Origin of the sequence: Hyalangium ruber (assembly GCF_034259325.1) — a bacterium.
Lineage (GTDB): Bacteria > Myxococcota > Myxococcia > Myxococcales > Myxococcaceae > Hyalangium_A > Hyalangium_A rubrum.
Genome location: NZ_JAXIVS010000011.1, coordinates 22,349 through 46,706, shown reverse-complemented (window position 1 = coordinate 46,706; position 24,358 = coordinate 22,349). Strand labels below are relative to the sequence as shown.

General features: G+C 67.5%; 19 protein-coding genes. 11 read left to right on the top strand and 8 right to left on the bottom strand.

Going from position 1 to position 24,358, the window contains the following annotated elements; translation table 11 throughout:
• Window positions 1–8 precede the first annotated feature (8 nt).
• The gene (locus tag SYV04_RS28430; protein ID WP_321549082.1) at window positions 9–1,151 is read right to left on the bottom strand and encodes a dipeptidase; all 1,143 of its coding nucleotides are present in this window, start codon (window positions 1,149–1,151) and stop codon (window positions 9–11) included.
• A gap of 129 nt (window positions 1,152–1,280) precedes the next feature.
• On the opposite strand from SYV04_RS28430, the gene SYV04_RS28425 reads away from it, so the two are divergent.
• A complete protein-coding gene (locus SYV04_RS28425; RefSeq protein WP_321549081.1) occupies window positions 1,281–1,718 on the top strand; it encodes a nuclear transport factor 2 family protein in 438 nt (145 codons plus the stop codon).
• A gap of 24 nt (window positions 1,719–1,742) precedes the next feature.
• Here SYV04_RS28425 and SYV04_RS28420 read toward each other — a convergent pair whose 3' ends face one another.
• A complete protein-coding gene (locus SYV04_RS28420) occupies window positions 1,743–2,987 on the bottom strand; it encodes a hypothetical protein (RefSeq protein ID WP_321549080.1) in 1,245 nt (414 codons plus the stop codon).
• 191 nt (window positions 2,988–3,178) lie between these two features.
• Here SYV04_RS28420 and SYV04_RS28415 point away from each other — a divergent pair, with 191 nt between their 5' ends.
• Window positions 3,179–3,751, top strand: a complete 573-nt coding sequence (locus SYV04_RS28415; RefSeq protein ID WP_321549079.1) for a hypothetical protein — start codon at window positions 3,179–3,181, stop codon at window positions 3,749–3,751.
• Here SYV04_RS28415 and SYV04_RS28410 read toward each other — a convergent pair.
• Entirely contained in the window at window positions 3,741–4,244 is a 504-nt protein-coding gene (locus tag SYV04_RS28410) for a hypothetical protein (RefSeq protein WP_321549078.1), read from the bottom strand. The two genes, SYV04_RS28415 and SYV04_RS28410, sit on opposite strands and share 11 nt — an antisense overlap.
• A gap of 276 nt (window positions 4,245–4,520) precedes the next feature.
• Between SYV04_RS28410 and SYV04_RS28405 the strand changes: the two genes are divergently transcribed.
• The 3 genes from SYV04_RS28405 (at window position 4,521) to SYV04_RS28395 (ending at window position 7,114) form a co-directional block, all read left to right on the top strand.
• A complete protein-coding gene (locus SYV04_RS28405) occupies window positions 4,521–5,534 on the top strand; it encodes a methyltransferase (protein WP_321549077.1) in 1,014 nt (337 codons plus the stop codon).
• A gap of 113 nt (window positions 5,535–5,647) precedes the next feature.
• Window positions 5,648–6,136 (top strand): VOC family protein, encoded by a 489-nt coding sequence (locus tag SYV04_RS28400; RefSeq protein WP_321549076.1) that lies wholly within the window; start codon window positions 5,648–5,650, stop codon window positions 6,134–6,136.
• 60 nt (window positions 6,137–6,196) lie between these two features.
• The gene (locus SYV04_RS28395) at window positions 6,197–7,114 is read left to right on the top strand and encodes a glutaminase (RefSeq protein ID WP_321549075.1); all 918 of its coding nucleotides are present in this window, start codon (window positions 6,197–6,199) and stop codon (window positions 7,112–7,114) included.
• A 58-nt stretch (window positions 7,115–7,172) separates the two neighbouring features.
• On the opposite strand, the gene SYV04_RS28390 is transcribed toward SYV04_RS28395, so the two are convergent.
• On the bottom strand, window positions 7,173–8,642 hold the full coding sequence (locus SYV04_RS28390) for a hypothetical protein (protein ID WP_321549074.1): 1,470 nt from the start codon (window positions 8,640–8,642) through the stop codon (window positions 7,173–7,175).
• A gap of 313 nt (window positions 8,643–8,955) precedes the next feature.
• Window positions 8,956–9,462 (bottom strand): DUF1993 domain-containing protein, encoded by a 507-nt coding sequence (locus SYV04_RS28385; protein ID WP_321549073.1) that lies wholly within the window; start codon window positions 9,460–9,462, stop codon window positions 8,956–8,958.
• Between the two features lie 322 nt (window positions 9,463–9,784).
• Here SYV04_RS28385 and SYV04_RS28380 point away from each other — a divergent pair, with 322 nt between their 5' ends.
• The 4 genes from SYV04_RS28380 to SYV04_RS28365 all read left to right on the top strand — a co-directional run bounded on the left by SYV04_RS28380 (window position 9,785) and on the right by SYV04_RS28365 (window position 18,650).
• A complete protein-coding gene (locus SYV04_RS28380; protein WP_321549072.1) occupies window positions 9,785–12,823 on the top strand; it encodes a protein kinase domain-containing protein in 3,039 nt (1,012 codons plus the stop codon).
• A gap of 174 nt (window positions 12,824–12,997) precedes the next feature.
• Window positions 12,998–13,927: a hypothetical protein gene (locus tag SYV04_RS28375; protein ID WP_321549071.1), complete on the top strand. Its 930-nt coding sequence runs from the start codon at window positions 12,998–13,000 to the stop codon at window positions 13,925–13,927.
• 232 nt (window positions 13,928–14,159) lie between these two features.
• A complete protein-coding gene (locus tag SYV04_RS28370; protein WP_422723980.1) occupies window positions 14,160–16,469 on the top strand; it encodes a Kelch repeat-containing protein in 2,310 nt (769 codons plus the stop codon).
• A gap of 123 nt (window positions 16,470–16,592) precedes the next feature.
• On the top strand, window positions 16,593–18,650 hold the full coding sequence (locus tag SYV04_RS28365; RefSeq protein ID WP_321549069.1) for a membrane dipeptidase: 2,058 nt from the start codon (window positions 16,593–16,595) through the stop codon (window positions 18,648–18,650).
• Window positions 18,651–18,699: 49 nt separating this feature from the next.
• Here SYV04_RS28365 and SYV04_RS28360 read toward each other — a convergent pair whose 3' ends face one another.
• Entirely contained in the window at window positions 18,700–19,674 is a 975-nt protein-coding gene (locus SYV04_RS28360) for a Kelch repeat-containing protein (protein ID WP_321549068.1), read from the bottom strand.
• 410 nt (window positions 19,675–20,084) lie between these two features.
• Between SYV04_RS28360 and SYV04_RS28355 the strand changes: the two genes are divergently transcribed.
• A complete protein-coding gene (locus SYV04_RS28355; RefSeq protein ID WP_321549067.1) occupies window positions 20,085–20,975 on the top strand; it encodes an MbnP family copper-binding protein in 891 nt (296 codons plus the stop codon).
• A gap of 9 nt (window positions 20,976–20,984) precedes the next feature.
• The gene (locus SYV04_RS28350) at window positions 20,985–22,136 is read left to right on the top strand and encodes a methanobactin export MATE transporter MbnM (protein ID WP_321549066.1); all 1,152 of its coding nucleotides are present in this window, start codon (window positions 20,985–20,987) and stop codon (window positions 22,134–22,136) included.
• Between the two features lie 3 nt (window positions 22,137–22,139).
• On the opposite strand, the gene SYV04_RS28345 is transcribed toward SYV04_RS28350, so the two are convergent.
• Together SYV04_RS28345 and SYV04_RS28340 are read right to left on the bottom strand one after the other, a co-directional pair.
• Window positions 22,140–23,225: a cytochrome-c peroxidase gene (locus tag SYV04_RS28345; protein WP_321549065.1), complete on the bottom strand. Its 1,086-nt coding sequence runs from the start codon at window positions 23,223–23,225 to the stop codon at window positions 22,140–22,142.
• Window positions 23,222–24,274: an MbnP family protein gene (locus SYV04_RS28340; RefSeq protein WP_321549064.1), complete on the bottom strand. Its 1,053-nt coding sequence runs from the start codon at window positions 24,272–24,274 to the stop codon at window positions 23,222–23,224. The genes SYV04_RS28345 and SYV04_RS28340 overlap by 4 nt, the downstream gene beginning before the upstream one ends.
• Window positions 24,275–24,358: the final 84 nt, after the last annotated feature.

The window sequence follows — 24,358 nt, the reverse complement described above, 5'->3', positions numbered from 1 at the left end:
GTGGAAACTCATCCACCCCAGGCCTGGGTGAACACCCTGGCGAAGTTGCTGCCCAGGATCTTCTCGATGCGGGACCAGGGCCAGCCGCGCCGAGACAGGTCGTTCGCCAGGTTCTCAAAGCGGCGGTGGGAGTTGTAGTCGACGACGATGTTGAACACGTCGGCCGCCTCTCCCGGCGCGGCGAGCCCCTGGGCCTTGCGCGTCTCGTAGAACTTCCGCTGCCGCTCGCGGGCCTTGTCGTCCATGACCAGGGCCGAGAGCTTGCCGTCGGTGCCGATGCCGACGTGGTCCTCGCCGCAGACCTTCACCGCGTGCTCCAGGTGGCGAATCACATCCTCGGAGGTGGCCATGCCCCCGTTCCGCAGGAAGGGCATGAAGTAGATGCCGACCACCCCGCCCTTGTCGGCGAGCGCGCGCAGCTCCCGGTCGTAGACGTTGCGGGGGTTGTCCACGAGGTCTCGACAGCCCGTATGGGAGATCGTCGGCGGAACCTTCGCGGCGGCGATCGCCTCGGCGATGGTCTTCTGGCCTCCGTGGCTGAGGTCGAGCTGTACCTTGTTCTTTTCGAGCTCGGCGATGACCTCATGACCGAAGTCGCTCAGCCCGGAGTTCGCGGCTTCGAGCGCGCCGTCACCACACAGGTTGCGCTTGTTGTAGGTGAGCTGGATGACGCGGACGCCGGCCTGCCGCAGCGCGCGCACGCGTGACAGATCGGTCTCGAGCGCGGTGGTGTCCTGCAGGTTGTAGATCAACCCCAGCCGCCCGTTCCGCTTGGCCAGCGCCAGATCGCTCCCACGCAGGATGGTCATGAACAGGTCGGGGCTGTTGGCGGCCAGGCTGCTGTAGAGCGCGAGGTAGTCGAGCGCGTGGAGGTAGCGGTCCGGCCCGTTTCCGACCTCACCCACGGTCGTACTGATGGCCGTCACGCCCGAGGCGCGCACCTCGTCGAACATCCGCTTCGAGGGCGGGTCATCTGGCTTCGCATTCGGGTCCGGATCGCTGACGCTTCCCTGGCCGTTGATGACGATGGCCCGTTCGTAGGCGGATCGGGCCGCCGGGCGAGCGGGGGCCGCGGCCCGCGCCGCGCCGCCCACCGCGACGCTTCCCAGCACGGTCAGCAGCGAACGGCGATCCAACTTGATGGGCCCCATGTCCCCTCCCCTCTTCAGGAGACGCCAGTATGGCAAGCCTCCGCCAAGGTGGACCAGCAGCAGAGAAGAAGGCCGCGAGTGCTAGGGTGCCGCGCGCGCAGGGGCTTCCACTCCCTGCCCAGGAGCCACATGAGTCCGTCCGAAGAAGGAACGCTGGGTCAACGCTGGAGCCGGGCGCTCGAGACGCTGTTCCGCGAGCGCGAGCCGGCGCTGCCCGCATTCCTCTCCCTCTACGACGAGCACATCCAGTTCCAGGATCCGCTCCAGCGCGTCTCGGGCGTGGCCGCCTATGCCGAGCTCAACCGGCGCTTCCTGGCCCGCGCGCGCCGGCTCGACATCACCGTGGAGGAGCTGGCCGAACAGGACGGTCGCATCTTCGCGTCCTGGCGGCTGAAGTTCGCGCCGCGCATCGGGCCGGAGCTCACCCTGGAGGGGGTCAGCCACCTGAGGGTGCGCGAGGGGCGCATCGTCTACCAGAGAGACCACTTCGACACCGCGGGCGGTCTGGCCTCAGCGGTGCCCGGGCTGTCCTCGCTCTACCGGGCCGTGCTCACCCGGGTGACGTGAGCCGCAGAAAAAGGGCGCTCCGCCTCACAGGGGATGAAGCTCCCGGGGGCGCCCGTGCTGGAGCTGCTCGCCCGCGGGCCCGCAGAGGTAGCGCGTGAAGAGGTCCACGATGGTGCCCCGCCGGTTCGTGTCCACCACGTAGTGGCGCGCCTCGGAGGGCGGCGTACCGGGGAAGACGACGGAGAAGGTGTACGCGGGCCGGTTCGGCTCGTCCGTGACGTCCCGAACGCCCATCCGCGTCGCGAAGTCCGCCCAGTTGCCTCCGTCGGGCAGCATCGGGAATCGGTCGTAGCCCTTCCCTCCCGGCAGCGGCGTGAGCGTCATCCGCAACTGGCCCGGCCGCACGGCGCCCAGCAGCGCGTGGAGGACCGGGTGGGTGAAGACACTGGGGCGCTGCAGCACCAGCGCCTGCTCCTGTACGGCGATGAGCAGGTTGCCCTCGTGGACGAGGTGCCGACGACAGGACTCGAGCACGAGCTGGCGGCCACGGGACACCCGCGGCGAGCGGGACAGCAGGCCCACCAGGTGCGCCTCTCGGTAGAGCGCGAAGCCCGCCTGGAGGTAGCCCTGCGGATCCTCCAGCGCTCCGGTGGAAATGACTTCCTGGAGGGACTCCACGCCATTGCGCCCCGCGGCCTCGGCTCGCAGGAAGACGTCAAAGGCGAACCCCACGCGGTGGTACATCTCGGTGTTGCCCTCCACGAGGCCGTTGCGCGCCGCCCATCCTCTCTGTCGGAACTCGGGCAGCAGGTTCGCCAGGCGGTGGGCATCTGCCAGCAGGGCGGTGCTCGTCCGATAGCCGTCCAGCAGCCCCTGGACCACGCTGGTGAGCGCGGCCAGCAGTCCGTCCTGGCTCGCGAGCGCCAGCAGCGAGCGGCTCAGCCGCAGCCTCCGCGCGTACGTCCCGCCGCCCGGCCCCAGGTGGCTGAGGCTCAGCATCGTCTCGAGGATGCGGATCCACGAGCCCGCCTCACGGGCGGCGTACTTGCCGAAGGTCACCCAGGTCGACAGCAGCGGAGCGCCGAGGTAGCGCGCCATGTGGAAGTCGAGCGCCTGATAGGTGGTGATGGTGTGCGCGTTGGCCTGGACGCCGCACATGCCGCCCCGGTCCGGCGTCCACTGGCGTGCCTGGCGCAGCTCCACCAACGGGACGCCGGGGTAACTGAAGTGCGCGGGAGCCTGGGCAGCTCCAGCTCGCGTCACCTCGTGCAGCAGGTCCCCCATGCCGAGCCCCAGCAGCTCGGAGAGCAGCGAGGTAGGACGATGCACGGCAAGAGTCGCGAGGGATGCGGAAGCGACCCCGAGCTCCACTTCCCTGGAGCGGGAGGCGTGCAGGGCGCCGGGGGGGATACCGGAGCGCATGTTCAATCGAGGTGAGCCTTCTCAGGGATGTCCGTCCTCTATAACTTCGGGCCGCACACCTTTCCAGGGGCGCTGCTCCGCGCCTCGCGGCGGCTCGCATGCACCTTCGTTGGCTCCTCCCGCTGCTCTTCGCCCTGGCGGTGCTCATGCCCGTGCGTGCCTCGGCTTGCATGTGCAACATCCAAGACAAGCCCGAGGAGGTGGTCCAACGCTCGGAGGCCATCTTCCGCGGCCGCGTCGTCTCCATCACCCGGACCGGCAGGTTCACCTTTGGTAAGTGGTCATCCGTACCGAGAGTCGTCCGCTTCGAGGTCATCACGGCCTGGAAGGGACCCGCGGAAGCCGAGCTCGCCGTGGGCGACTCCTTCCCGGATGGCTGTGGAATGCCCTTCCAGGAAGGCGTCGAGTACATCGTCTTTGCCGCCCCGCGCCCTTCGGGAGGTGTGCTGTGGACCTCGATGTGTCACCACACCCAGGAGTTCTCCCCCACGGCCGAGTACGTGAAGTACGTCGAGGCCCACCTCCCCCCGCTCCCGCTCAAGCCAAAGGGCTCCTCGAATGAGTCCTCTTGCTCGAGCACGGGCGCGCATGCGCTTCCGCCCGTGCTGCTGCTCATCGCCGGCCAGCTCGTTCTGCTCTCCTGGCGAGCACGCCGGGCAGCTACCCGGTGAACCCGACTCCAGCCTGGCCAGGCGAAGCCGCTGAGGGTGCCTGCCCCTGAGCGGGGGCCTCCGCCTCCTCCCAGATTCCGCAAACGAACTCGCGTTTTCCGGGCGGCGGCGAGTTGTAGACGACAGGAGGAGCAGCCGGCGGCGGCGGGATGGGCGAGTGCTGGGCATGCCTCCAGAAGGTCGACGTCTCCCGCTGTCCGCTCTCTCTCCGGACAGGATGGATGGAGCGGTCGACGACGACATCGCATCCCGAGCGCTGTCCTTCGTCACCTGCGGCATTCATGACATCCTGGAGCGACGAGCCGGTGGGAATCGTCAGCTCGATGATCCCTACCGAACGGTATGAACGCTCCGGCAATCGATCGATGTAGACCTGGGGCCGGCTCGCTTTCGGCGCAAGGGTGACGCGAGGATCGGTCCGCACGAACTCCGCGCTGATACATCCCGTGGCAAGGGCGAGGACCGAGGGCAGAAGGAGGACGAAGGTTCTCATGCGGCCTCCCTTACCACGGCTTGCGCCCCATGGACCGGTGGACATCGGCCCCTACGGATCCTCCTGCATCAACCTTTGCGTCAGCGCGCCCAGCGCCTGCTCGTGTTCGGGCTCGGTGGAGTTTCCGAAGATCACTCCGGTGACCTCGCGAGCCGGACAATGGAACGCGGCCGACTGACGAATCCGCGAAGGGCACCGTGCGCCGCGCAACGCGGCACCCGGGCCTCGGCGGGAGTACACTCCGTGCGTGTCACTCCACACCTCGAGGGCGCACCCATGACTTCGACTCCTCCCCATCCCGCTCAGCTCATCGTGGAGCTCGGCTTTGGCTTCATCGTCTCTGGCGCGCTCGCCGCGGTGACCGAGCTGGGTGTCGCCGATCGACTGGTACAAGGCCCCAAGAGCGCCGCCCTCCTCTCGGAGGAGCTTGGCACCGACGCCTCCTCGCTCTACCGGGCGCTCCGCCTGCTGGCGAGCGCGGGAGTGTTCACCGAGGACGCCGAAGGGCGCTTCGGCCTCACGCCCGCCGCGGAGTTGCTGCGCTCGCAGACGCAGGGCTCGCTGCGTGACGCGGTGCTGATGCTCACCCAGAACATCTTCTGGGCCCCGACCGGAGAGCTAGCGGACACGATCCGAACAGGAAAGACACCCTTCGACCGCATCTTCGGCAAGCCGTTCTTCGACTACCTCGCGAGCGACGCGGCGGCCGGAGCCACCTTCCACCGGGGGATGTCCAGCCTCTCGGACCTTGAGAACGGCCCCATCGCACGCAGCTATGACTTCAGCCCCTTCCAGAAGGTCGTGGACATCGGCGGGGGACACGGGGGGTTCCTCATCGAAGTGCTCCAGTCCTCTCCGAAGATCCGGGGCGTGCTCTTCGACCACGCCCATGTGCTCGCGGAGTCTCGAATCGCCAGAGCGGGCTTCGCGGATCGCTGCGAGCACGCCACGGGGGACTTCTTCCAGGAAGTGCCCGCGGGCGCGGACGTGTATGTCCTGAAGCGCATCCTCCACGACTGGAGCGATGAGGTCTGCGTCGGCATCCTGCGCAACTGCCGAAGCGCCATGGCACCGGGCGGGCGAGTCCTCGTCGTCGACACGGTCATCCCCCCAGGCAATGCCCCGCATGGGGGCAAGGTGCTGGACGTCATGATGCTGGCCTCACTGCCGGGCCGGGAGCGCACGGAAGCGGAGTTCGGGAAGCTCTTCGCTCAGGCAGGACTCCGACTCTCGAGGGTCATTCCCACTCCGACAGCGATGAGCATCACCGAGGCTGTCGCGGAGACCTGACGGCGCCCCTGCCCGCTCCCCTGCCCCTCGAACGGGGGCCGGGCCCCAGAGGGCGGCATGCCGTTCGACACCCCGCGCCTCATCATCTTGCTCGACACCCAGGAGTGAGAGCCATGTCCAAGATCGTCCCCTGCCTCTGGTTCAACGGTCAGGCCGAGGAAGCCGCGAAACTCTATGTCTCGCTGCTTCCCGATTCCCGCATCGACAGGGTGATGCGCTCGCCCGCGGACAATCCGAGCACGCCCGCTGGAGCCGTGCTGACGGTCGAGTTCACGCTCGCCGGGCAGCAGTTCATGGGTCTCAACGGCGGCCCCAAGTTCCCTTTCACGGAGGCCGTGTCCTTCACCATCGACTGCGCGGACCAGGCCGAGGTGGACCGGCTCTGGGACGCGCTGATTCAAGGTGGCGGCTCGCCCGGGCCATGCGGCTGGCTCAAGGACCGCTTCGGCCTCTCGTGGCAGATCGTCCCACGGGCCCTCACCGAAATGATGGGAGCACCTGACCGCGAGGCGGCGGGGCGCGCCATGCAGGCGATGATGAAGATGAGCAAACTCGATGTCGCGACCCTCCAGCGCGCCTTTGAGGCCAGACCGAACGCGTGAGTCGGGTGCTCTACGGGCTTGTCACGGGCATCCCGTGGCTGTTCATCTGGGAGTCGCGTGATGCCCTCCCCCTATCCCCTCCTCCTCTCGGAACTCGCGGCGGAAGTCCGGCCGCTGCTGGGACAGGGCCGCGTGGCGGACTACATCCCGCTGCTGGCCCAGGCAGACCCCTCGCGCTTCGGCCTGGCCCTGGCCACCCTGGAAGGCGAGGTGTGCGGCACCGGCGACGACCAGGAGACCTTCTCCATCCAGAGCATCTCCAAGGTCTTCGCCCTGGCGCTCACCCTCTCCCGCCTGGGCGATGCCCTCTGGCGGCGCGTGGGCAAGGAGCCGTCCGGCAACCCCTTCAACTCCCTGGTCCAGCTCGAGTACGAGCGCGGCCTGCCACGCAACCCCTTCATCAACGCCGGAGCCCTGGTCGTCACGGACGCCCTGCTGTCCCTCACCGGGGACGCCTGCGGCACGGTGCTCACGTTCCTGCGGGCCCAGGTCGGCCTTTCGCAGGTGGCCGTCGATGAGGACATCGCCGAGTCGGAGTGGCAGCACCGGGATCGCAACGCCGCCCTCGCCCACTTCATGAAGTCGTTCGGCAACCTCACCCACCCGGTCGACGAAGTCCTGCGGCACTACTTCCGGCAGTGCTCCATCCGCATGAACTGCCGGCAGTTGGCGCAGGCGGGCCTGTTCCTGGCCAACCATGGCCTCTGTCCGGACGGGCAGCGGCTGCTCACCCGCAGCCAGGCCAAGCAGATCAACGCCATCATGCTCACGTGCGGCACCTACGACGCCGCGGGCGAGTTCGCCTACCGGGTCGGCCTGCCCTGCAAGAGCGGTGTGGGCGGCGGCATCCTCGCCATCATCCCCAACCGCATGGCCCTCGCCACCTGGAGCCCGGGCTTGGACAGCCACGGAAACTCCCTGGCCGGGCTCGCGGTGTTGGACCACTTCACCACCCGCACGGGCCTCTCCATCTTCTAACAAGTCCGCCCGCCCTCGAATCGAGAGCGGGCGGGAGTCCAGCCTTCTCAGCCGCAGGCTACTGCCCGTTGTACTTGAGATCGAGCGGGTTGACGGCCGGCTCGCCCCGGATGGCATCCGCCGCCTCGAAGGCGCCCATGGAGCTCTTGCCCTGCATCGCTCGCTGCCAGGCCGGCAACGACTTGAAGGTGAAGACCATGTCGAAGTCGAAGGCCACGGTCCCAGGGTCCAGCGGCACATTGCCCGGCTGATCCTGGAACCACTTCATCCAGCCCTCCGAGCCCGGCACCTCGATGACGAGCGCGTCACCCACGGTCTTCGGCGGATTCGTCGGGCTGGGGAGCAGGAAGGTCTTCATCGGCCACTCGGACACGCTGTGGCAGCTCATACAGGACGAGGCCGCGACAGCCGGATACTGCTGGCCGTTGTAGTAGGCCGGGGCCACCACGGCGCCATCGTTCGGGCCCGAGAGCCGGCCGCCCCAGCCGAGCGTCTCGGTCGAGTACACCGGCGCCACCGGGTTGATGACCGTCTCCGACAGTGGCGCGCCCGGGTTCTGCGTCGAGTTGACGTTGGGGTCGTCGCCCCACATGGCGCCGAGCGGGATCATCTTCGCCCACGCGTCACCCGGGACGCTCTTGTCGTAGACGAGGGTGGAGAACACCCAACCCGTCTTGGGCGCCGTCTTCGAGTCCTTGACGATGATGTCGAACTGCATGATCGAGGTGTTCATCACCTGCGGCGGTGCACTCGAGGGCCCATTGGGAGGCGTGACGTAGACGGGCCACAGCGAGGCGCCCTCCATCGCCGGCCAGTCCTGGGCCAGGGCGCTGGTCAGCGCCACCTTGATGACGATGGAGCCCTCGGGGAACTGCCCGGACGTGGGGGTGATGGTGGGGTTCAGCGCCGTCTGGCCCCATACCTGCCCGAGCGTGTACGCGGCGAGCTCGTCGTAATAGGTGAGCACGTACGTCGTCATGGGCACTTTCAACCCGGACTTGGGGAAGGTGTTCGCGGGGAACTCGGAGCCCACGTAGGTGCCGTGGATGCTCTCGCGAATGGAGGCCAGCCAGGGCTCGTTGTACCAGCCCGCCTTCTCGGCATCCCAGCTGGGATAGTTGTAGAGCAGCGTCTTCATGTCAGCCGCGATGTAGTCCTTGAGCGCGTTGACGTAGGCGATCGCGTTGTCCTTCGAGATGGGCTTGCCCTTCAGCGCCTGGATCCACGGCGGGTTGGCCGGCGGCGGCTTCTGGGTGGTGGGGTAGTTGTGGCTGAGCTGGAACAGCGGCCCCGTGTACTGGGACGAGGGAGGAATCTGCCCGTTGTTGTCAGCGAAGGGGTTGGCGTTGACCGCGTTGAGTTCGAAGGAGCGGCGGGCGGCGAAGGGGCCCTTCGCCGGCGCGGAGTCCCCAACCTCCGGCGCAGGCGTGGTGGCGTCGGTGGTCTTGCACGCGGCGGCGGACAGCACCAGGCAGCCCGTGAGCCCCAGGGCACCCGACAACAGCAAGGATCGGCGAGAACGCTTCATAAAAAGAAGAGGCCTTCCTGGGCGCAGGAGCCCAGCACGAGGTGAGAAGGTGCGCTGCTTCGCGGGTCAGGCGAGTCGCTGCCTGACCCACTGGCCTCAAGTGCAGGGTGTATGCCACCTACCGGACACCTCCCGCTTCGCTCGAACGCACCTGCGGTGGCGGGGGGCATCGCGTCTCCTCAGGAAGCGCTCGCGTCCACACAGGACGCGAGCGGGCGATTCCGTGCATCGCTGATGCGGCGCCCCATGGATTTCTCCTCGACTGTGAAGCACAGGCGGAAGAATCCTGGGACAGAAGATCAACGCCTGAGCGTCACGCGCCGCCGAGGAAGTCCTGCTTGCCGATCTCCACGCCGTTGTTCCGAAGCAGGGCGTAGGCCGTGGTGACGTGGAAGTAGAAGTTGGGCAGCGCGAAGGTGAGCAGATAGGCCTGTCCCTTGAAGTGGATCTCCCCTCTCCTCATCTTGAGGGTGACGTCGCGCTCCTCGCTGCCGTCGATCTGCTCCGCCTTCACGCTCTGCAAGAAGGCGATGGTCTTCGCGATGCGCTCCTTCAACTCAGGGAACGTGGACTCGGTGTCGGCGAAGCTGGGCGCCTCGATTCCCGCCAGGCGCGCCGCGCAGCCCTTCGCCGTATCGCTGGCGGTCTGTATCTGGAAGGTGAAGGGAAGCATGTCGGGCGCCAGCCGGGCCTTGGTGAAGGTCGACGGATCGATCTTCTTCGCCTCGGCATGCGCGACGGCCTTGTCGAGGATCGCGGAGAGGTTGCTCAGCATTCGGATGAAGACGGGGATCGACGCCTGGTACATCGACAGGGACATGGTGCGTGCTCCATTGAAAAAGGGGCCCGAGCGATAACGCCTCTCCCGCACGGAGGCACGTAAATCGCTGAAGCCGGCATGCCGCCGGGTCCGAAGGATTGGGGAGCCTGCATCGCACGAACGGAAGACAGCCTGTACAATCGGGACAGTGCAGTTCTGGCTGCCACACGAAGGCAGAGAAGGGCAGAGCCCGTCCTCAGCCATGGACTCCCCGTCAGGAGATTCTCAGGAGAAAACCCTGATCCATCAGGGCCCCACGGCACCAGGCCCGACAGGGAGACCTCCTGCCTGGCTCAGCCGCTCCTTCTCCGTGGGAGAGGTGGTGGCCGAGCGCTACCGGGTGGAGCGGTTCCTTGCCTCGGGCGCGATGGGCGAGGTCTACGCGGTGGAGGACCTCTCGCTGCACGAGCACGTGGCGCTCAAGACCATCCGTCCCGAGGTGGCTGGCGCGCCAGAGTCCCTCGCGCGTTTCAAGCGCGAGCTGCGGATGGCGCGCCGGGTGACGCACCCCCACGTGTGCCGGGTGTTCGACATTGGAGAGCACTCCGCCCCCGGGGATGAGGCCGGAACCGGAGTGGCCTTCCTCACCATGGAGTTGCTGGAGGGCGAAACGCTGCACGCGTACCTGGCGCGCCAGGGCCGCCTGCCTCCGTCCGAGGTGCTTCGGCTGGCCGAGCAGATGGCCTCGGCGCTCGATGCGGCCCACGGCGCCCAGGTCATCCACCGGGACTTCAAGAGCAGCAACGTGATGCGGGTGCCCTCCCGCTCTCCGCTGGGAGACGCGCGGGCGGTGGTAACGGACTTCGGACTGGCGCTCGGCGAGGTGCTGGAAGAGGACGCCTGCATCACCCGGGACAAACAGTTGCTGGGCAGTCCCGGCTATATGTCCCCCGAGCAGGTGGAGGGCCAGCCGCTGACGCCGGCGTCGGACCTCTACTCCTTCGGGGTGGTGCTCTTCGAGCTGCTCACGGGCCGCCTGCCCTTCTTGGCGTCCACCGCTGCCGCCACCGCGCTCCTGCGCCTGCGCGAGCCCCCGCCCTCTCCTCGGGACCTCGTGCCCGAGCTGGCGCCTTCCTGGGAGCGCGTCATCCTCCGCTGCCTGGCGCGCCTGCCGCACCAGCGGTTTCCCACGGCCTCCGAGGCCGTCGCCTTGCTCCAGAGCATCGAAGGGCCCTCGGCCTCCTCGAGCGGGTTCGCGGCGCCGCGTCCCAAGGCCCGGGCGGGCTCGATGCCGGTGGCGCGGCGTGCGATGGCGGTGCTCGCCCCGCGCAACCTCTCGGGCCGGAGCGAAGCGGCGTGGCTCTCCACCGCCCTGGCAGAGATGGTCTCCGCGGAGCTGGCCGCCAGCGGTCAGGTGCGCCTGCTGTCCGGCGAGAGCGTGACGCGCATGCGCAAGGATCTCTCCCTGCCCGAGGAGGAGGGCTTCGCGGAGGACACGCTGTACCGCATCCGGGCCTGGTCCGGAGCGGACCTGGTGCTCACGGGCAACTACCTCGTGGTGGGACAGGGGGACAGCGCGGCGCTGCGGCTGGGTCTGCTCGTGCAGGAGGTAGCCACCGCCGAGACGGTGGCCCACCTGACCCTGACGGGGACAGAGCGTGAGCTTCTGGAGCTCGTCGCACGCACGGGTGCCTCGCTCCGAGAGAAGCTGGGCTTGGGTGCCCCCTCTGCCGAGCAGGAGCCGGAGCGGCACGGCGTGCTGCCCTCCGATCCCGAGGCGGCGCGTCTCTATGCCGAAGGGCTCGCGGCCTCGCGCGGCCACGACGCCGCCACTGCCGTGGAGAAGCTGGAGCGCATGTTGGAGCGGGAACCCTCCTACGCGCCTGCTTGGTCCGTGCTCGCCGCGGCCTTCCAGCAGCTCCACCTGGACTCTCGGGCGAAGGAGGCCGCGCGCCGGGCCTTCGAGCTGTCCTCTGGCTTGTCGGGAGAGGAGCGCTTGCTGGTGCGAGCTCGCCATCACGAGGCCCAGGCGGAGTGGACGCAGGCCATCGGGGCCTGGCAGTCGCTCCTCGGCCGATTCCCCGACAATGTGGAGTACGGCACTGCGCTGGCCTCAGCCCAGGTGTCCGCAGGCCGAATGCGCGAGGCTCAGGAGACGCTCGCCGCGCTGCGCCGGCTGCCCGCGCCGCTGCGAGAGGATGTGCGGATCGACCTGGCCGAGGTGGAGGCCCTGAGCGCGAGCTCCAACTTCGTCGCCTCCCGCCGGCGCGCGGAGGAGGCGGTGCGCCAGGCGCGACAGGTGGGGCAGTCCCAGCTCGCCGCGGCCGCGCTCGTCCTCGAGGCCTACGCCGCGCGCAACCTGGGTGAGCCCGCCCGGGCAGTCGAGCTGCTGAAGGAAGCGGAGCGGCTGTTCTTGTCGGGAGGGGATCGGGGTGGCGCGGCTCGTGCGCTCCTGGTGCATGCCTTCGCGCTCAAGGACATGGGCCGGCTGCGCTCCGCCGAGGGAATTCTCCTCAGCGCCCTCCGGGTGGCCCGCCAGCTCCAGGGGAGCTCGCTGGTCGCGCAAGTCCTCACCAGCGCCGGGGTGATGGCCTGCCAGCTGGGCGAGCTGAACGAAGCGCTGAGGCGTGCGCTGGAGGCGCTGGAGCTTTACCAGAGGCTGGAGATGCCCGTGGGAGCCAACCACGCCACGCTCGTGCTCGGCATGGTGCAGGGGTACCGGGGGGAGCTGAACGAGGCACAGCGCCTGCTGGAACAGGCGGGCCAGGTGGCCCGGGAACGATTCCAGGACGACTACATCGAGGCGTGGGCGCGCTACGAGCTGGGCCTGCTGCTGCTGGAGCGCGGCGCCTTGGGGCAGGCCCGGCCGCAGTTGGAGCGCGCGCTGGAGCTGCGGCAGGCGCGAGGCATTCGGGCCTTCGTGGCCGAGTCCGAGCTGGCCCTCGCGCGTCTGGCCCTGGAGGAAAACCGGATGGAGGAGTCGCTCGCGCTGGCGGAGCAGGCCCTCTCCTCCCATGCGGCGCTGCGCAGCCGAGACAAGGAAGGGCTGGCGCACGCGGTGAGAGCCAGGGCCCTGCTTGCCCGGGGTGAGGTGCCTCGAGCGCGCCAGGCCCTGGCGCAGGCGAAGGAGTGCGCGGAGGACTGCGAGGACCTGCTGATTCGGTCGGCAATCCTCCTCACAGGAGCCTGGGTGGCGAAAAGGGACGGAACGCTCCAGGAGTGCGAGGCACAAGCCCGGAGGCTTCACGGGCTCGTCGCGCAGGCCGCCCAGGTAGGCCTTCGCAGCGTGTGGCTCGCGGCACGTCTGGCCTTGGCTGAGTTGTCTCGGGACAGCACGGAGTGCGAGGCGATCGAGCGTGAAGCAGCCCGCCTCGGCTATCTTTTGTTGGCCCGAAGCGCAGCCGCCGCGGCGCGCTCCTGACCGGCGCGGCAATCCCTCACAGACCTCTTAGGTCATTCCTGCCCCGCCCCGGTGGGCGATATGAATGCAGGCCCATAAGAATATTCTCTCATTAGATGGTCCCTTCGGACGCCTGGGGCAATGCTTTCGAATGGGGGGGCGGAAGACCACGAATTGCCCGAGAGAGTACGTCCTGTGCGATCCAAGCCGCTGGCGGTGTTGATGCTTGCTGCCCTCTGGAGTTGTGGCCCCCAGGAGCCGTGGAATCCACGAGAGGATGGAGACCCGAGCAGCGCCACGCAATCCCTTGCAGGTTCGAATGGACTGACGCTCAATGGACTGGTCGTCAATGGGCTCGTCGTCAATGGACTGGTCGTCAATGGGCTCGTCGTCAACGGCTTGGATGCCCAAGGCTTGTCATCTCCGAGCTTCGCTGACTGGTTTTCCCAGGATCCAGCATTGAGCGACAGGGTGATGAAGTACGTCGTCTATTGCGCGGAGAATTGGGGAGTCCAGAAAAGCTACACCCATCCCGCCACGGGCATCACCTACACCTGGAATGGTTGGTTGGGATTGGCGCACAACTGGGCCTCCGGAGACCCGGCCACGGTCGTGGATCAGCAACTCATCTCGGCGTGCCTGGCGGCGCACGTGAATACCTATGGCATGCACGTCCAGCTCTCGCTCCTGGGAGACAAGGCGACCAACCGCCCCCTCTACATCGCGAAAGGAGAGCTCGAGGAGTACACCACGCGAGAGGCCTGCTTCTTCGGCAACCTGTTCACCGGCGAGGGGCTCTACGCGGGCAACGATCGTAACACGCTGCCTCCGGAGAAGAGCACTCCCCGGCGCTGTGGCCTGTCACAGACGCTCAGCGGGGTGGATCCCGAATGCGCGCCCATCATCCGGGTGGGCTCGTGCGAACAACTGTCCTGCACCCTGGATCGGGACGCGAACTACTACCGGACCTGCACCTACCAGGGCATCACGTACAAGGTGCTCACCTCGCGTCTGCGCCCGTCGGACGTGTACACCTGTGGGGACGGTGTCTGTCAGGTGAGCGAGTGCTGCGGAACGGGCGGGACCGCCGACAACTGCGGCCTGGACTGCGGCCCCTGCTCCTGACCTGTCTGCGTTGAGGGCCGCCCCTCGCGAGGCACGGGGATGGCGTGCCAACGGGAGACCTTGGATATTGCTCCCGTCATGCACCGCTTCCCCTCCTCACTCCCGCGAAGCGGTGCGGGGGGCGGTGGTCGCGAGTCCAGACAGACTCGTCCAGCAGAGGACTGAGCACAGGCTGTTGGGACAATGGTCGGGACTCCCTCCATTCCCAATACTCCGCGCCGGTCAATCCCCTATGAAAAAATCATTCGCTTTCCCTGGGCTGGCGCTCACTCTGGCGCTTCTGGCTGGCTGCTCTTCCTCTTCCTCCGACACCGGCTCGGCACGCTTCGCCGTCTCCGTGTCCCAATCCCTCTCCTCCGAAATCTCCCGCGTCAACGTCACCTCCAGCGCCCCGGACATCCCTTCCGTCTCCATCGACCTCGCGCCGTCCAACGGTGTCTGGGGCGGCATCATCGGCAACATCCCCGCGGGCAGTGACCGCGCCTTCCTCGCGCAGGCCTTCGACTCCTCTGGCACCCTGCTCTTCCAGGGTTCCGCCTCTGGCATCACTGTCACTCAAGACCAGACGGTCCTCGTCGCCATCGTTCTTCAGCAGGTCAATCCTCCGCCTGCCTTCGACAATGAGGCCCCGATCATTGACTCCCTGGCGGCCGCTTCCACCTCCGTGCCCGCGGGCGGCTCCATCTCCCTGTGGGCCTCAGCCCATGATCCCAACCCAGGCGATACCCTCTCCTATGCGTGGAGCGCTACCGCGGGCTCATTCTCCTCGCTCTCGGAGGGCTTCACCCGGTGGACAGCGCCGGATTCCATCGGCATTCACTCCATCACCTTCGTCGTAACGGACTCACGTGGCCTGTCCTCCAGCATGATCCTGGCCATCAACGTCACCCACAGCGGCGAGGGCGAGGCGGAGCTGTCCATCTCCTTCAATCGCTCCCCCTCGGTGGCCTCTCTCGGTGCCTCTCCCACGCAGTTGGCCGTCGGCCAGACGACCTCTGTCTCCGTCTCGGCTGCCGACCCGGATGGAGACAGCCTCTCCTATTCCTGGAGCGCCTCCTGCGCGGGCTCCTGGAGCAATGCCTCCTCCAGCGCTGCTCAGTTCACCCCCTCTGTTCTGCCCGCGGGCTCCTGCAACAACTGCAGCCTGACGGTCTCGATCTCGGACGGACGCGGCGGGTTGAACACCGGCACCGTCGCCCTGTGCATCAGCAACACGCCTCCTCCCAACCACATCCCTCCCGTCATCGTCCGCACCTACCGATCCTCGGACACGGCCACTCCGGGCCAGGAGATCACCTACGAAGTGGTTGCCAGCGATCCAGAGGGCTCTGACCTCTCCTTCTTCTGGCAAGCCAATACAGGCTCGCTGGAGCGCGTGAGCCAGGACAGCTTCCGCAGCCGTTTCACCTGGACCGCCCCCTCCTGTGCCAACGCCGGCGATCCCCCCTCCATCACCGTCACCGTCATGAACGCCTTCCGCCGCACGGCGTACCGGAGCTTCACGGTGACAGGGCTGCCGACCTGCGTCCCCCCCTCGGGCAGCTGGGTCCCAACGGGCTCCATGACCTCACCTCGCTACCGACACGCGGCGACGCTGCTGCCCGACGGCAAGGTCCTCGTCAGCGGAGGGCGGGTGCCAGATGAACAGTGGCCGTGGGAACACGCCTATAGGACGGCGGAGGTGTACGACCCGGCCACGGGCACCTGGAGCCCTACCGGCTCCATGGCTACGGAGCGCTCCGATCACACGGCGACGCTGCTGCCCAACGGCAAGGTCCTCGTCGTCGGGGGCAGCAGTAGCGCCCCCCTGGCAGCGGAGCTGTATGACCCGGCCACAGGCACCTGGAGTCCTGCTGGCTCCACGACCAACCGGCGCAACCACCACACGGCGACGCTGCTGCCCAACGGCAAGGTCCTCGTCGCCGGGGGCAGTTTCTCCCCCCTGACAGCAGAGCTGTATGACCCGGCTACGAACACCTGGAGCCTTACCGGCGCCATGCCCTCGACTCGCGAATCCCACACGGCAACGCTGCTGCCCGACGGCAAGGTCCTCGTCGTCGGGGGATGGGACGGTGGAAACCTTCTCGCGACGGCGGTCCTGTACGATCCGACCACGGGCACCTGGAACTCTACCGGCTCCATGGCCTCGACTCGCGATGCCCACACGGCGACGCTGCTGCCCGACGGCAAGGTCCTCATCGCGGGGGGCAGTAGCTCCACCCAGGCAGAGGTGTACGACCCGGCCACGGGCACCTGGAGCCCTACCGGCTCCATGGTCTCAGCCCGCTACTTCCACACGGCGACACTGCTGCCCAACGGCACGGTCCTCGTCGCGGGGAAGTTCGCCGACTACGGGGCTCCCGAGGACAGCGCGGAGGTGTACGACCCGGCCACGGGCACCTGGAGCCTTACCAGCCCCTTGGCCTCCTCTCACCAACAGCACACGGCGACGCTGTTGCCCAACGGCACGGTCCTCGTCGCGGGGGGATACAAGGTCGATGGCAACTACGAGCTCGAGAAGGCGGAGTTGTACATTCCCTGAGGCACGGATGGCGAAGTGTGCTCAGGGAAAACCCCAGGGCTCGTCATGCCCGAGTGACTGAGTGGTGACACCGTGCTGAAGTCAGACGGGGCCTCGGCCCCGCCTGCCTTGGAGCCACCACACATGACGAGCCTGCCGCGCATCACCCTGCTGGGGTGGATGCTGTGTACCGCTTCCTCCGCGATCGCCGCGCCCTACTGGGGCACCTTCCAGAAGGACCGCTGCACGGACTCGGGACGACGCCAGTACTCAGCGCAATTGCTGAGCGTGCCGTCCAACACGTCGTGGGAGAGCGCGTGCCAGGCCACTGGCGGCACCGTGGGCGGCTACACCTTCCTGCGCCCCACGCGCTGCGTGAACAAGGGCACTTCCGGCATGTGGGGCGAGTTCGAGGTGGCCGACACCACCTGCTCCCCCGTGACGGAGTGCAACTCCACGCCCCCCGCGGGCACCTTCTCGAAGACAGGCAACAACGGCGCGGTGAGCTGCGATGCCTTCTGCGCCAACCGCGACGCCAACTGGGGTCAGCGCGGCGCATGCGTGAAGGGCCAGGTCACGAGCGGCCCGCACGCGGGCTCCTGTCTGTCTTGCGATGATGTGGCCGCCGACCAGGGAGACACCGCCGTCACCTGCTACTGCAAGGCGCCCGCGAAGGGCTTCGCGGATCTGCACTCGCACCAGTTCGCCAACCTGGCCTTCGGGGGCAAGGCCTTCTTCGGCAAAGCCTATGGTCCCATGTCCAACGCGCTGCCCTGGTGCGACAGCGTCCACGGGCCTGGGGGCACGCGAGACTCCTTCGGCAGCATCATGGCCACCCTGGGCTACGGCACCGGCGGCGCGGGGCACCTGGTGGGCGGCCATCCGCAGTACGACGGCTGGCCGCGCTGGAACAGCTACACGCACCAGTCCATGTACGAGGACTGGCTCTACCGCGCCGTGCAGGGCGGCCTGCGGCTGATGGTGATGCTGGCCGTCAACAACCAGGACCTCTTGGGCTTCCCCATCTACGCGGAGAAGGCGCCAGGCCGCACCGGCGAGGACATGGAGGCCGTGGATCTGCAGATCGCCGAGGCCTACAACATGCAGAGCTACATCGACTCGAAGGCCGGCGGCGCGGGGCTGGGCTGGTACCGCATCGTGAAGACGCCCGCGGAGGCTCGCTCCGTCATCGCCCAGGGCAAGCTGGCGGTGGTGCTGGGCGCGGAGGTTGACTACCTCTTCGACTGTCGCCGCAACGGCTCATGCACGGCCGCGTACGTGGAGTCGCGGCTGGACTACTACCAGGCACTGGGCCTGCGTCACCTGTTCCCCGTCCACTTCAAGCAGAACGCCTTTGGCGGCTCGGCGCTCATCAACATCATCACCGAGGGCGACTCGCGCGACTGCTCCCAGGAGGGCTACGAGTACAAGCGGGACATCACCAAGGCGCCCATCTGCGGCGCGCAGGGACTCACGAGCCTGGGCCGCACGCTGGTGCGCGGGATGATGCGCCGGAAGATGATCATCGACATCGACCACATGTCGAAGCTGGCCTTCGACGACACGCTGGCGATGGTGGAGCCCTACGGCTACCCGGTGGTGAGCGGCCACACCACGCTGTTCGACACGGCCCGCGGCGGCAAGCGTCACGAGGGCAGCCTCAAGGCCGCGCAGCTCCAGCGCATCCGCGGCGTGGGGGGCATGGTGTCGCTCATCGCGGAGCAGGGCTCGCGAGACGAGGTGCCCACCTGGCGCGGCTCGGGCCAGCCGGTGGTGGAGCACCAGTGCGGCAAGACCTCGCAGAGCTGGGCGCAGGCGTACCTCTATCTCACGCAGCAGCAGAGCGGGATGCCGGTGGGCTTCGGCACGGACTTCAATGGGCTGGCGGGCTTGCCAGGCCCGCGCTTTGGTGGCGAGGCGTGCCACGGTGGCCGCTCCGCCCAGCAGGTGGCCCGCACGCGCTACCCGCTGAGCATCGCGGTGGAGAACAGCCCCGCGAAGCTGGAGCGCAGCGGGGTGGGCAACAAGGTCTTCGACATCAATGAAGATGGCCTGGCGCACGCGGGCATGCTCCCGGACTTCATCGCGGACCTGCGCCGCCAGGGCCTCCGCAGCCAGGACCTGGATCCGCTGATGAACTCGGCCGAGGGCTACATCCAGGTCTGGGAGCGCGCCGAGGCCAGGGGCGCCACCGTGCCGTAGTCCCAGGCAGAAAAGGCAGGGGCGCACAGATGAGCGCCCCTGTCCCCTCTCACGGGCTGTAGCGCTCCACGGTAGCGAGGGCGCGTCCGTCGCGGACTCCTCCCACGAAGAGGAGCTCGCCGGATGGCAACAAGATGGCCACGTGGGCGCCGCGTGCCTCTGTCAGCGCCTTCGCCTGACTCCAGCTCCCCGTGGCTGGGTCGTACAGCTCCGCGGTCGCCAGGTCGCCGTCATTGTCTCTTCCCCCCGCGATGAGCACCTGCCCCGAGGGCAGCAACGTCGCCGTGTGCCCCACGCGTGGCTGAGCCATGGGCTGGGCGCTGCTCCATGTATCGCTCTGGGGGTCGTACAGCTCGGCCGTGGCCAGCGTGTTCCAGGCGTACCCTCCTGTGACGAGCACCTGGCCCGAGGGCAGCAACGTGGCCGTGTGGCCTTGACGGGCCTCCGCCATCGGACGCGCGCTGCTCCAGGTGCCGCTGACCGGATCATACAGGTCCGCCTGGGCACGGAGGTCCCTGTAGCTCCCTCCGACGAAGAGCGCTTTGCCCGAGGCCAATAACACCATCTCGGGATTGAGTGAGCGCGTCGGGCTCGGGTCCGTCGCGGCCCAGCTCCCCGTGGCTGGGTCGTACAGCTCGGCATTGCCGGGCTTGTTGGGGTCACCTGGGTCGCCTCCCGCGACGAGCACCTTCCCCGTCGACAACACCAGGGCTCGAGTGGATTTGCGGCCAATGCCCATGGCTCCCGTGGGGACCCAGCGCCGCTCGGCCGGGTCATAGAGTTCGGCCGTCGGGGAAAGCGAACCCTCTCCCATGACCAGCACCTTCCCCGAGGGCAGCAGCACTCCGGTATGGGAGGCTCGCGGCAAGCTCATGGAGCCTGTCTGCGTCCAGGTGTTCGTAGTCGGATCATAGAGCTCCGCGGTCCGCTTCGAAGCGTCCGAGGCGCTGTCATGCCCTCCCGAGACGAGCACCGATCCAGAGGCCAGCAACACCGCCATGTGCAGGTGGCGCGGCAGGCTCATGGTGCTCATGGTGGGCAGGGGCTTGGGCTCGGGCTCAGGCTTGGGTTCAGGAGCAGGACCGGGACCGGGCTCAGGCTCAGGCTCAGGCGAACTGGGGATGGGCGAAACGGACTCGAAGCAGCCCGCGGCGAGCGCGAGCGTCAGAGCAAGCCCTATCCGGGTCACGACGGTCTGCCACATTCGCGAGGACTCCTCGAGCAAACGCCGAGCGTGCGGGAGGGAACTATACCGCATGGTACCGAGGCTACGATCGCGGGTTCGGCAATCTTCAGGCCGCGATCGATGCCGACGAGACGCCTTATGTCTCCCCGGCACAACGGTAGTTCCATTGAAACATCAGACATGCTGCTGCGGTCATTCACTCCGAGCATTATGTATCGCGGCTCTTCCATCCCAGAGGAGCTCTTGACATGGTGTTGCTGTCTGCTCGGTTGACCTTCCTGCTCCCTCTCGTCGTCCTCTGCGCTACTGGCTGTGGGGACGAGGAACCCACGCTCCCAGAACCTCCTCCTCCTCCGACCGATATCAGCATCCCCTTCGAGGCGCGGGTGGGCGACAAGCCCTTTGCCTGCGGGCAGTCGTATCCAGGGCTGGGCGCGACGGGGACGACGTACGAGCCCATGGACTTTCGCATGTACCTCCACGATGTCCGGCTCGTCTCGGACACGGGCCAGGAGGTGCCTGTCACCCTGACGAACGATGGCGAGTGGCAGGTCGATGGCGCTGCCTTTCTCGATTTCGAGGACAAGACAGGGCTATGCACCAACGGGACGAAGAAGATCCGCACGCAAGTGGTGGGCACCGTGCCCGCGGGGAACTACCGAGGCCTGCGCTTCCGGGTGGGCCTGCCCTCCGCTCTGAACCACCAGGACGTCTCCACCGCGCCGACGCCCCTCAATGATCCGACGCTCTTCTGGGGGTGGCGCACCGGCTACCTCTTCCTTCGCGTCGATGGGCGCACGACGGGCCTGAAGGCTGGCCACTTCATGCACCTGGGCAGCACGGACTGTGCGGGCCCTCCCCCCGGGCAGACCACGGGCTCCGCCGGCTGCACCTTCCCCAACCGCCCTGAAATCTCCCTGGACGGGTTTGAGCTCGACAAGAGCAAGGTCGTGCTGGATCTGGCCACCCTCTTCACCAATGCCAACCTGGATACCAACGCGGAGGTGACCAACACCTCCATCGGCTGCATGTCGCAGAAGGAGGATCCGGACTGCACTCCCATGTTCCACCAGCTGGGGCTCTCCATGGACACGAGCGCGCCCCCGCCGGCGTCTCAATCCTTCATCCGGGTGGAATAGGTGAACCCCATGACTTCACGCATGCACCGGTGGATGGGAGTGGTGACGACGGCGGCCTTGCTGGGAGCGGGCTGCGGCGACTCGAAGCCGGAGCCAGAGCCGGAGCCAGATACGTATGACTGGCAACTGCCCATGGGCTTCCCCAAGCCTCGTGTCCCGGCGGACAACCCGATGACGGAGGCGAAGGTCGAGCTCGGTCGGCACCTCTTCTATGACACGCGCCTGTCGCTCAATGGCACCCAGTCGTGCGGCTCCTGCCACTTTCAGAACCTGGCCTTCACGGATGGCCGCAAGAATGCCTTGGGCAGCACAGGGGAGGTCCACCGTCGCAATGCCCAGGGGCTGATCAACGTCGCCTACGCCACGAGCCTCACCTGGGCGAACCCGTCCCTGACGACCCTGGAGCTCCAGGCCCTGACGCCTCTGTTTGGCAAAGAGCCGGTGGAGCTGGGGTTCGGAGACCGACAGGAGGAACTGCTGGAGCGTCTGCGGTCAGACGTGGAGCTCGTCTCCCGCTTCGCGGAGGCCTTCCCTGGAGAAGCCGAGCCGGTGTCCCTTGCCTCCCTCACGCGTGCCCTGGCCTCCTTCCAGCGCACGCTGATCTCCGGCAACTCTCCGTATGATCGATATGTCTACCGGGGCGAAGCAGGCGCCCTCTCCCCCGCAGCGGTGCGCGGCATGGATCTCTTCATGTCCGAGCGCCTGGAGTGCAATCACTGCCACTCCGGCTTCAACTTCCTGGATGCGTCGGCCACCTCGCTCACCGCGACACCCGTCCAGGCCTTCCACAACACCGGCCTCTACAACGAGGACGGTCAGGGCGCCTATCCCGCCGAGGATCCGGGGGTGATCGAGCTGACGGGGCAGCGAGAGGACATGGGGCGCTTCCGAGCCTCCTCGCTGCGCAACATCGCCGTCACGGCTCCGTATATGCACGACGGCAGCATCGCGACGCTCTCGGAAGTGATTGACCACTATGCCGCCGGGGGCAAGGCGCGCCTGCGCCAGGGCGGCCCACTCAGCCCCATGCAGAGCGGCTTCGTGAGAGGCTTCACATTGACGGAGCAGGAGAAGGCAGACCTCCTGGCCTTCTTGGAGGCGCTGACTGATACGGAGTTCCTGAGCAACCCGCGCTTCTCGGATCCCTTCGCTTCGCCCTGAGGCCTACGGGGCCTCGGGAGGCCCCAGCCTGGAGTCGGTGAGGAAGGACTCGTCCGTCAGCGTCTCGAGGAAGGCGAGGATGGCGGCCTTCTCACCGTCCTCCAGGCTCAGGCCCGGCGGCGCGGAGCCGCGTTGGAAGAGCGGCTCCAGCGTGGCCGAGGGCACCATGCCGTGCCGGTAGTGCTCCAGCACCGCGTCCAGCGTGGCAAAGCGGCCATCGTGCATGTAGGGCGCCGAGCGGGCCACGTTTCGAAGCGTGGGCGTCTTGTAGCGCCCGTCGTCCTCGGCCCTCTGGGTGACCCGGCCCCGCCCCCGGCGCACGTCCTCTCCCGCGCCGAAGTGGGAATCCAAGCCATTGTTGTGGAACGCATTGTCCGTGAAGAGCTCCGTGCCGTGACATGGCCCGCAGCGCCGCTGCACGAGCTCGAACCCCGCTTGCTCCTGGTGGCTCAGCACCCCGCCCTGTTCACCGCGCCGCCATCGATCATAGCGGGAGTCCGCGGACACCAACGTCCGCTGGAATTGGGCGAGCGCCCGGAGGAGGTTGCCCAGGGACAGCCCTTCCGGACCGAAGGCGGCCTCGAAGCGCCGCACGGCCTCGGGCTGCGAGGCCAGCCGTTCCAGCAGCCCGGCCAGATCGGCCTGCCCGAGCTCGTCCGGGTGTGTGAGGGGAGCGAGAGAGAGAGACTCCAGGTTCTTCACGCCCCCATCCCAGAAGAGCTCTCCCGTCCAGGCGAGATTGATGAGCGCCGGAGTATGTCGTGCCAGTGGCCGGCCGCTCACCCCGCGCCGCGTGAGGGGGGTGTCATGCGCGAAGGCGTGCGCCTGGGGATGGCAGGTGGCGCAGGAGACCTGCCCGGTGCTCGACAACACGGGGGAATGGAACAACCAGCGCCCCAGGGAGACCCCCTCGGGTGTGAGGGGATTGCCCTGGAGCGTCGGGAGGGTGGTGAAGCCCGCGGGCAGGGCACGGGGGGCATCACTCTCCGGGGCGGGAGAGGGCCCTCCGCCGGACTCTCCGCCGCACGCGCCCAGCAGGACGGGCAGCAGGAGCCACGCGGCCGTCCACCGACGCGGGCGAGGGCTCACCACCGATTCGGGTTCTCCACGGACACCAGCGTGAACATGTCCCTGAAGCCATTCGACAGCGTCGCGCGAGCGTCCGCCTGGCCGACATTGATGGTGGGCGTGGTCGAGGGGCTCAGCACCGTGAAGAGCTTGGCAACGTCCGCGCGAAGGCTTACCCGCAGCCGCTTGTGCGCGCCCACGGAGACCGGGGCGGCAAAGGTCTGCCGCGTGGTGCGGAAATCATTGTTGGTGCCCGTCTCCCAGCCGAAGGTGTTACTGGTTCCGTCGACGGCGACGTACTGGCCCTTGGTCTTGGTGAAGATGTAGCTGGTGAACCACATCCAGGTCACGGTCGTCATGTTCCTGAGCATGTGCAGCTCACCGGCCTGCAGGCTCAGGTTGTCATTGTGGGTGGGATCCACGCCGATGCTGAACTCGATGCCGGTATAGACACCGGCAGGCACCGCGGCCACGTTCACCTGCTCACGGCGATTGGCGGGGAGCATCGGCTGCGGCGTCGAACCGGACTGGTTGCCTCCCTCCACGTACTGCTCCTTGAGGAGCTCCATGAGGTAGTAGCTGCCCGGCAGCGCCACCGAGGTGCCGTCCTGCTTCAGGAGCTTGATGTTGGAGAGCCAGTAGCGCAGCTCGGTGAAGGTGAGCTTCTCTCCCGTCGACAGGGTGTACTGCTGATCCAGTGCGAAGGGCTCATTGCCGAAGCTCAGCGCCGCGGTGAACTCCATGCTGCCGTCCAGACCCGCGATTCGCGTCTCGAGGGAGGCAATCTCCGCCTGCGCCGCCTCGAGCCGGACGAGGACTCCCTGCCAGTCCTGGGTCTCCAGCAGGGCACGCGCCTCGGCGAGATCCTCACGCAGGGTCTTCATCTGCGCGGTCATCTCCGCCTTCTCCTTCTCGGAGGTAGCGGCGTCCTCCTGCTGCCGAGCGACCTGGGCCTCCAGTTCGCGGACCTGAGCCTCCAGCTCCGAGATGTGCTGCTCCAACTGCTGCCGCTCCTGGGTGGAGAGTCCGGAGTCGGTGGGCTCACTCTCCCCGCATGCGGGGGCGACCATGAGCGTCAAGGCCGCCAGCAAAACTGCGCGGCCAAAGGAAGACGACAACAGCTTGGGGGTTGGCATATTCCGCTTAATTTATTT

Bases quoted from the DNA above. Each gene is read 5' to 3' on its own strand.
- SYV04_RS28340 (WP_321549064.1), bottom strand. From the start codon at position 24,274: ATGGTCGCCCCCGCATGCGGGGAGAGTGAGCCCACCGACTCCGGACTC.
- SYV04_RS28360 (WP_321549068.1), bottom strand. From the start codon at position 19,674: ATGAGCCTGCCGCGCCACCTGCACATGGCGGTGTTGCTGGCCTCTGGA.
- SYV04_RS28365 (WP_321549069.1), top strand. From the start codon at position 16,593: ATGACGAGCCTGCCGCGCATCACCCTGCTGGGGTGGATGCTGTGTACC.
- SYV04_RS28395 (WP_321549075.1), top strand. From the start codon at position 6,197: ATGCCCTCCCCCTATCCCCTCCTCCTCTCGGAACTCGCGGCGGAAGTC.
- SYV04_RS28400 (WP_321549076.1), top strand. From the start codon at position 5,648: ATGTCCAAGATCGTCCCCTGCCTCTGGTTCAACGGTCAGGCCGAGGAA.
- SYV04_RS28415 (WP_321549079.1), top strand. From the start codon at position 3,179: ATGCACCTTCGTTGGCTCCTCCCGCTGCTCTTCGCCCTGGCGGTGCTC.
- SYV04_RS28385 (WP_321549073.1), bottom strand. From the start codon at position 9,462: ATGTCCCTGTCGATGTACCAGGCGTCGATCCCCGTCTTCATCCGAATG.
- SYV04_RS28405 (WP_321549077.1), top strand. From the start codon at position 4,521: ATGACTTCGACTCCTCCCCATCCCGCTCAGCTCATCGTGGAGCTCGGC.
- SYV04_RS28425 (WP_321549081.1), top strand. From the start codon at position 1,281: ATGAGTCCGTCCGAAGAAGGAACGCTGGGTCAACGCTGGAGCCGGGCG.
- SYV04_RS28370 (WP_422723980.1), top strand. From the start codon at position 14,160: ATGAAAAAATCATTCGCTTTCCCTGGGCTGGCGCTCACTCTGGCGCTT.
- SYV04_RS28410 (WP_321549078.1), bottom strand. From the start codon at position 4,244: ATGAGAACCTTCGTCCTCCTTCTGCCCTCGGTCCTCGCCCTTGCCACG.
- SYV04_RS28390 (WP_321549074.1), bottom strand. From the start codon at position 8,642: ATGAAGCGTTCTCGCCGATCCTTGCTGTTGTCGGGTGCCCTGGGGCTC.
- SYV04_RS28430 (WP_321549082.1), bottom strand. From the start codon at position 1,151: ATGGGGCCCATCAAGTTGGATCGCCGTTCGCTGCTGACCGTGCTGGGA.
- SYV04_RS28350 (WP_321549066.1), top strand. From the start codon at position 20,985: ATGACTTCACGCATGCACCGGTGGATGGGAGTGGTGACGACGGCGGCC.
- SYV04_RS28355 (WP_321549067.1), top strand. From the start codon at position 20,085: ATGGTGTTGCTGTCTGCTCGGTTGACCTTCCTGCTCCCTCTCGTCGTC.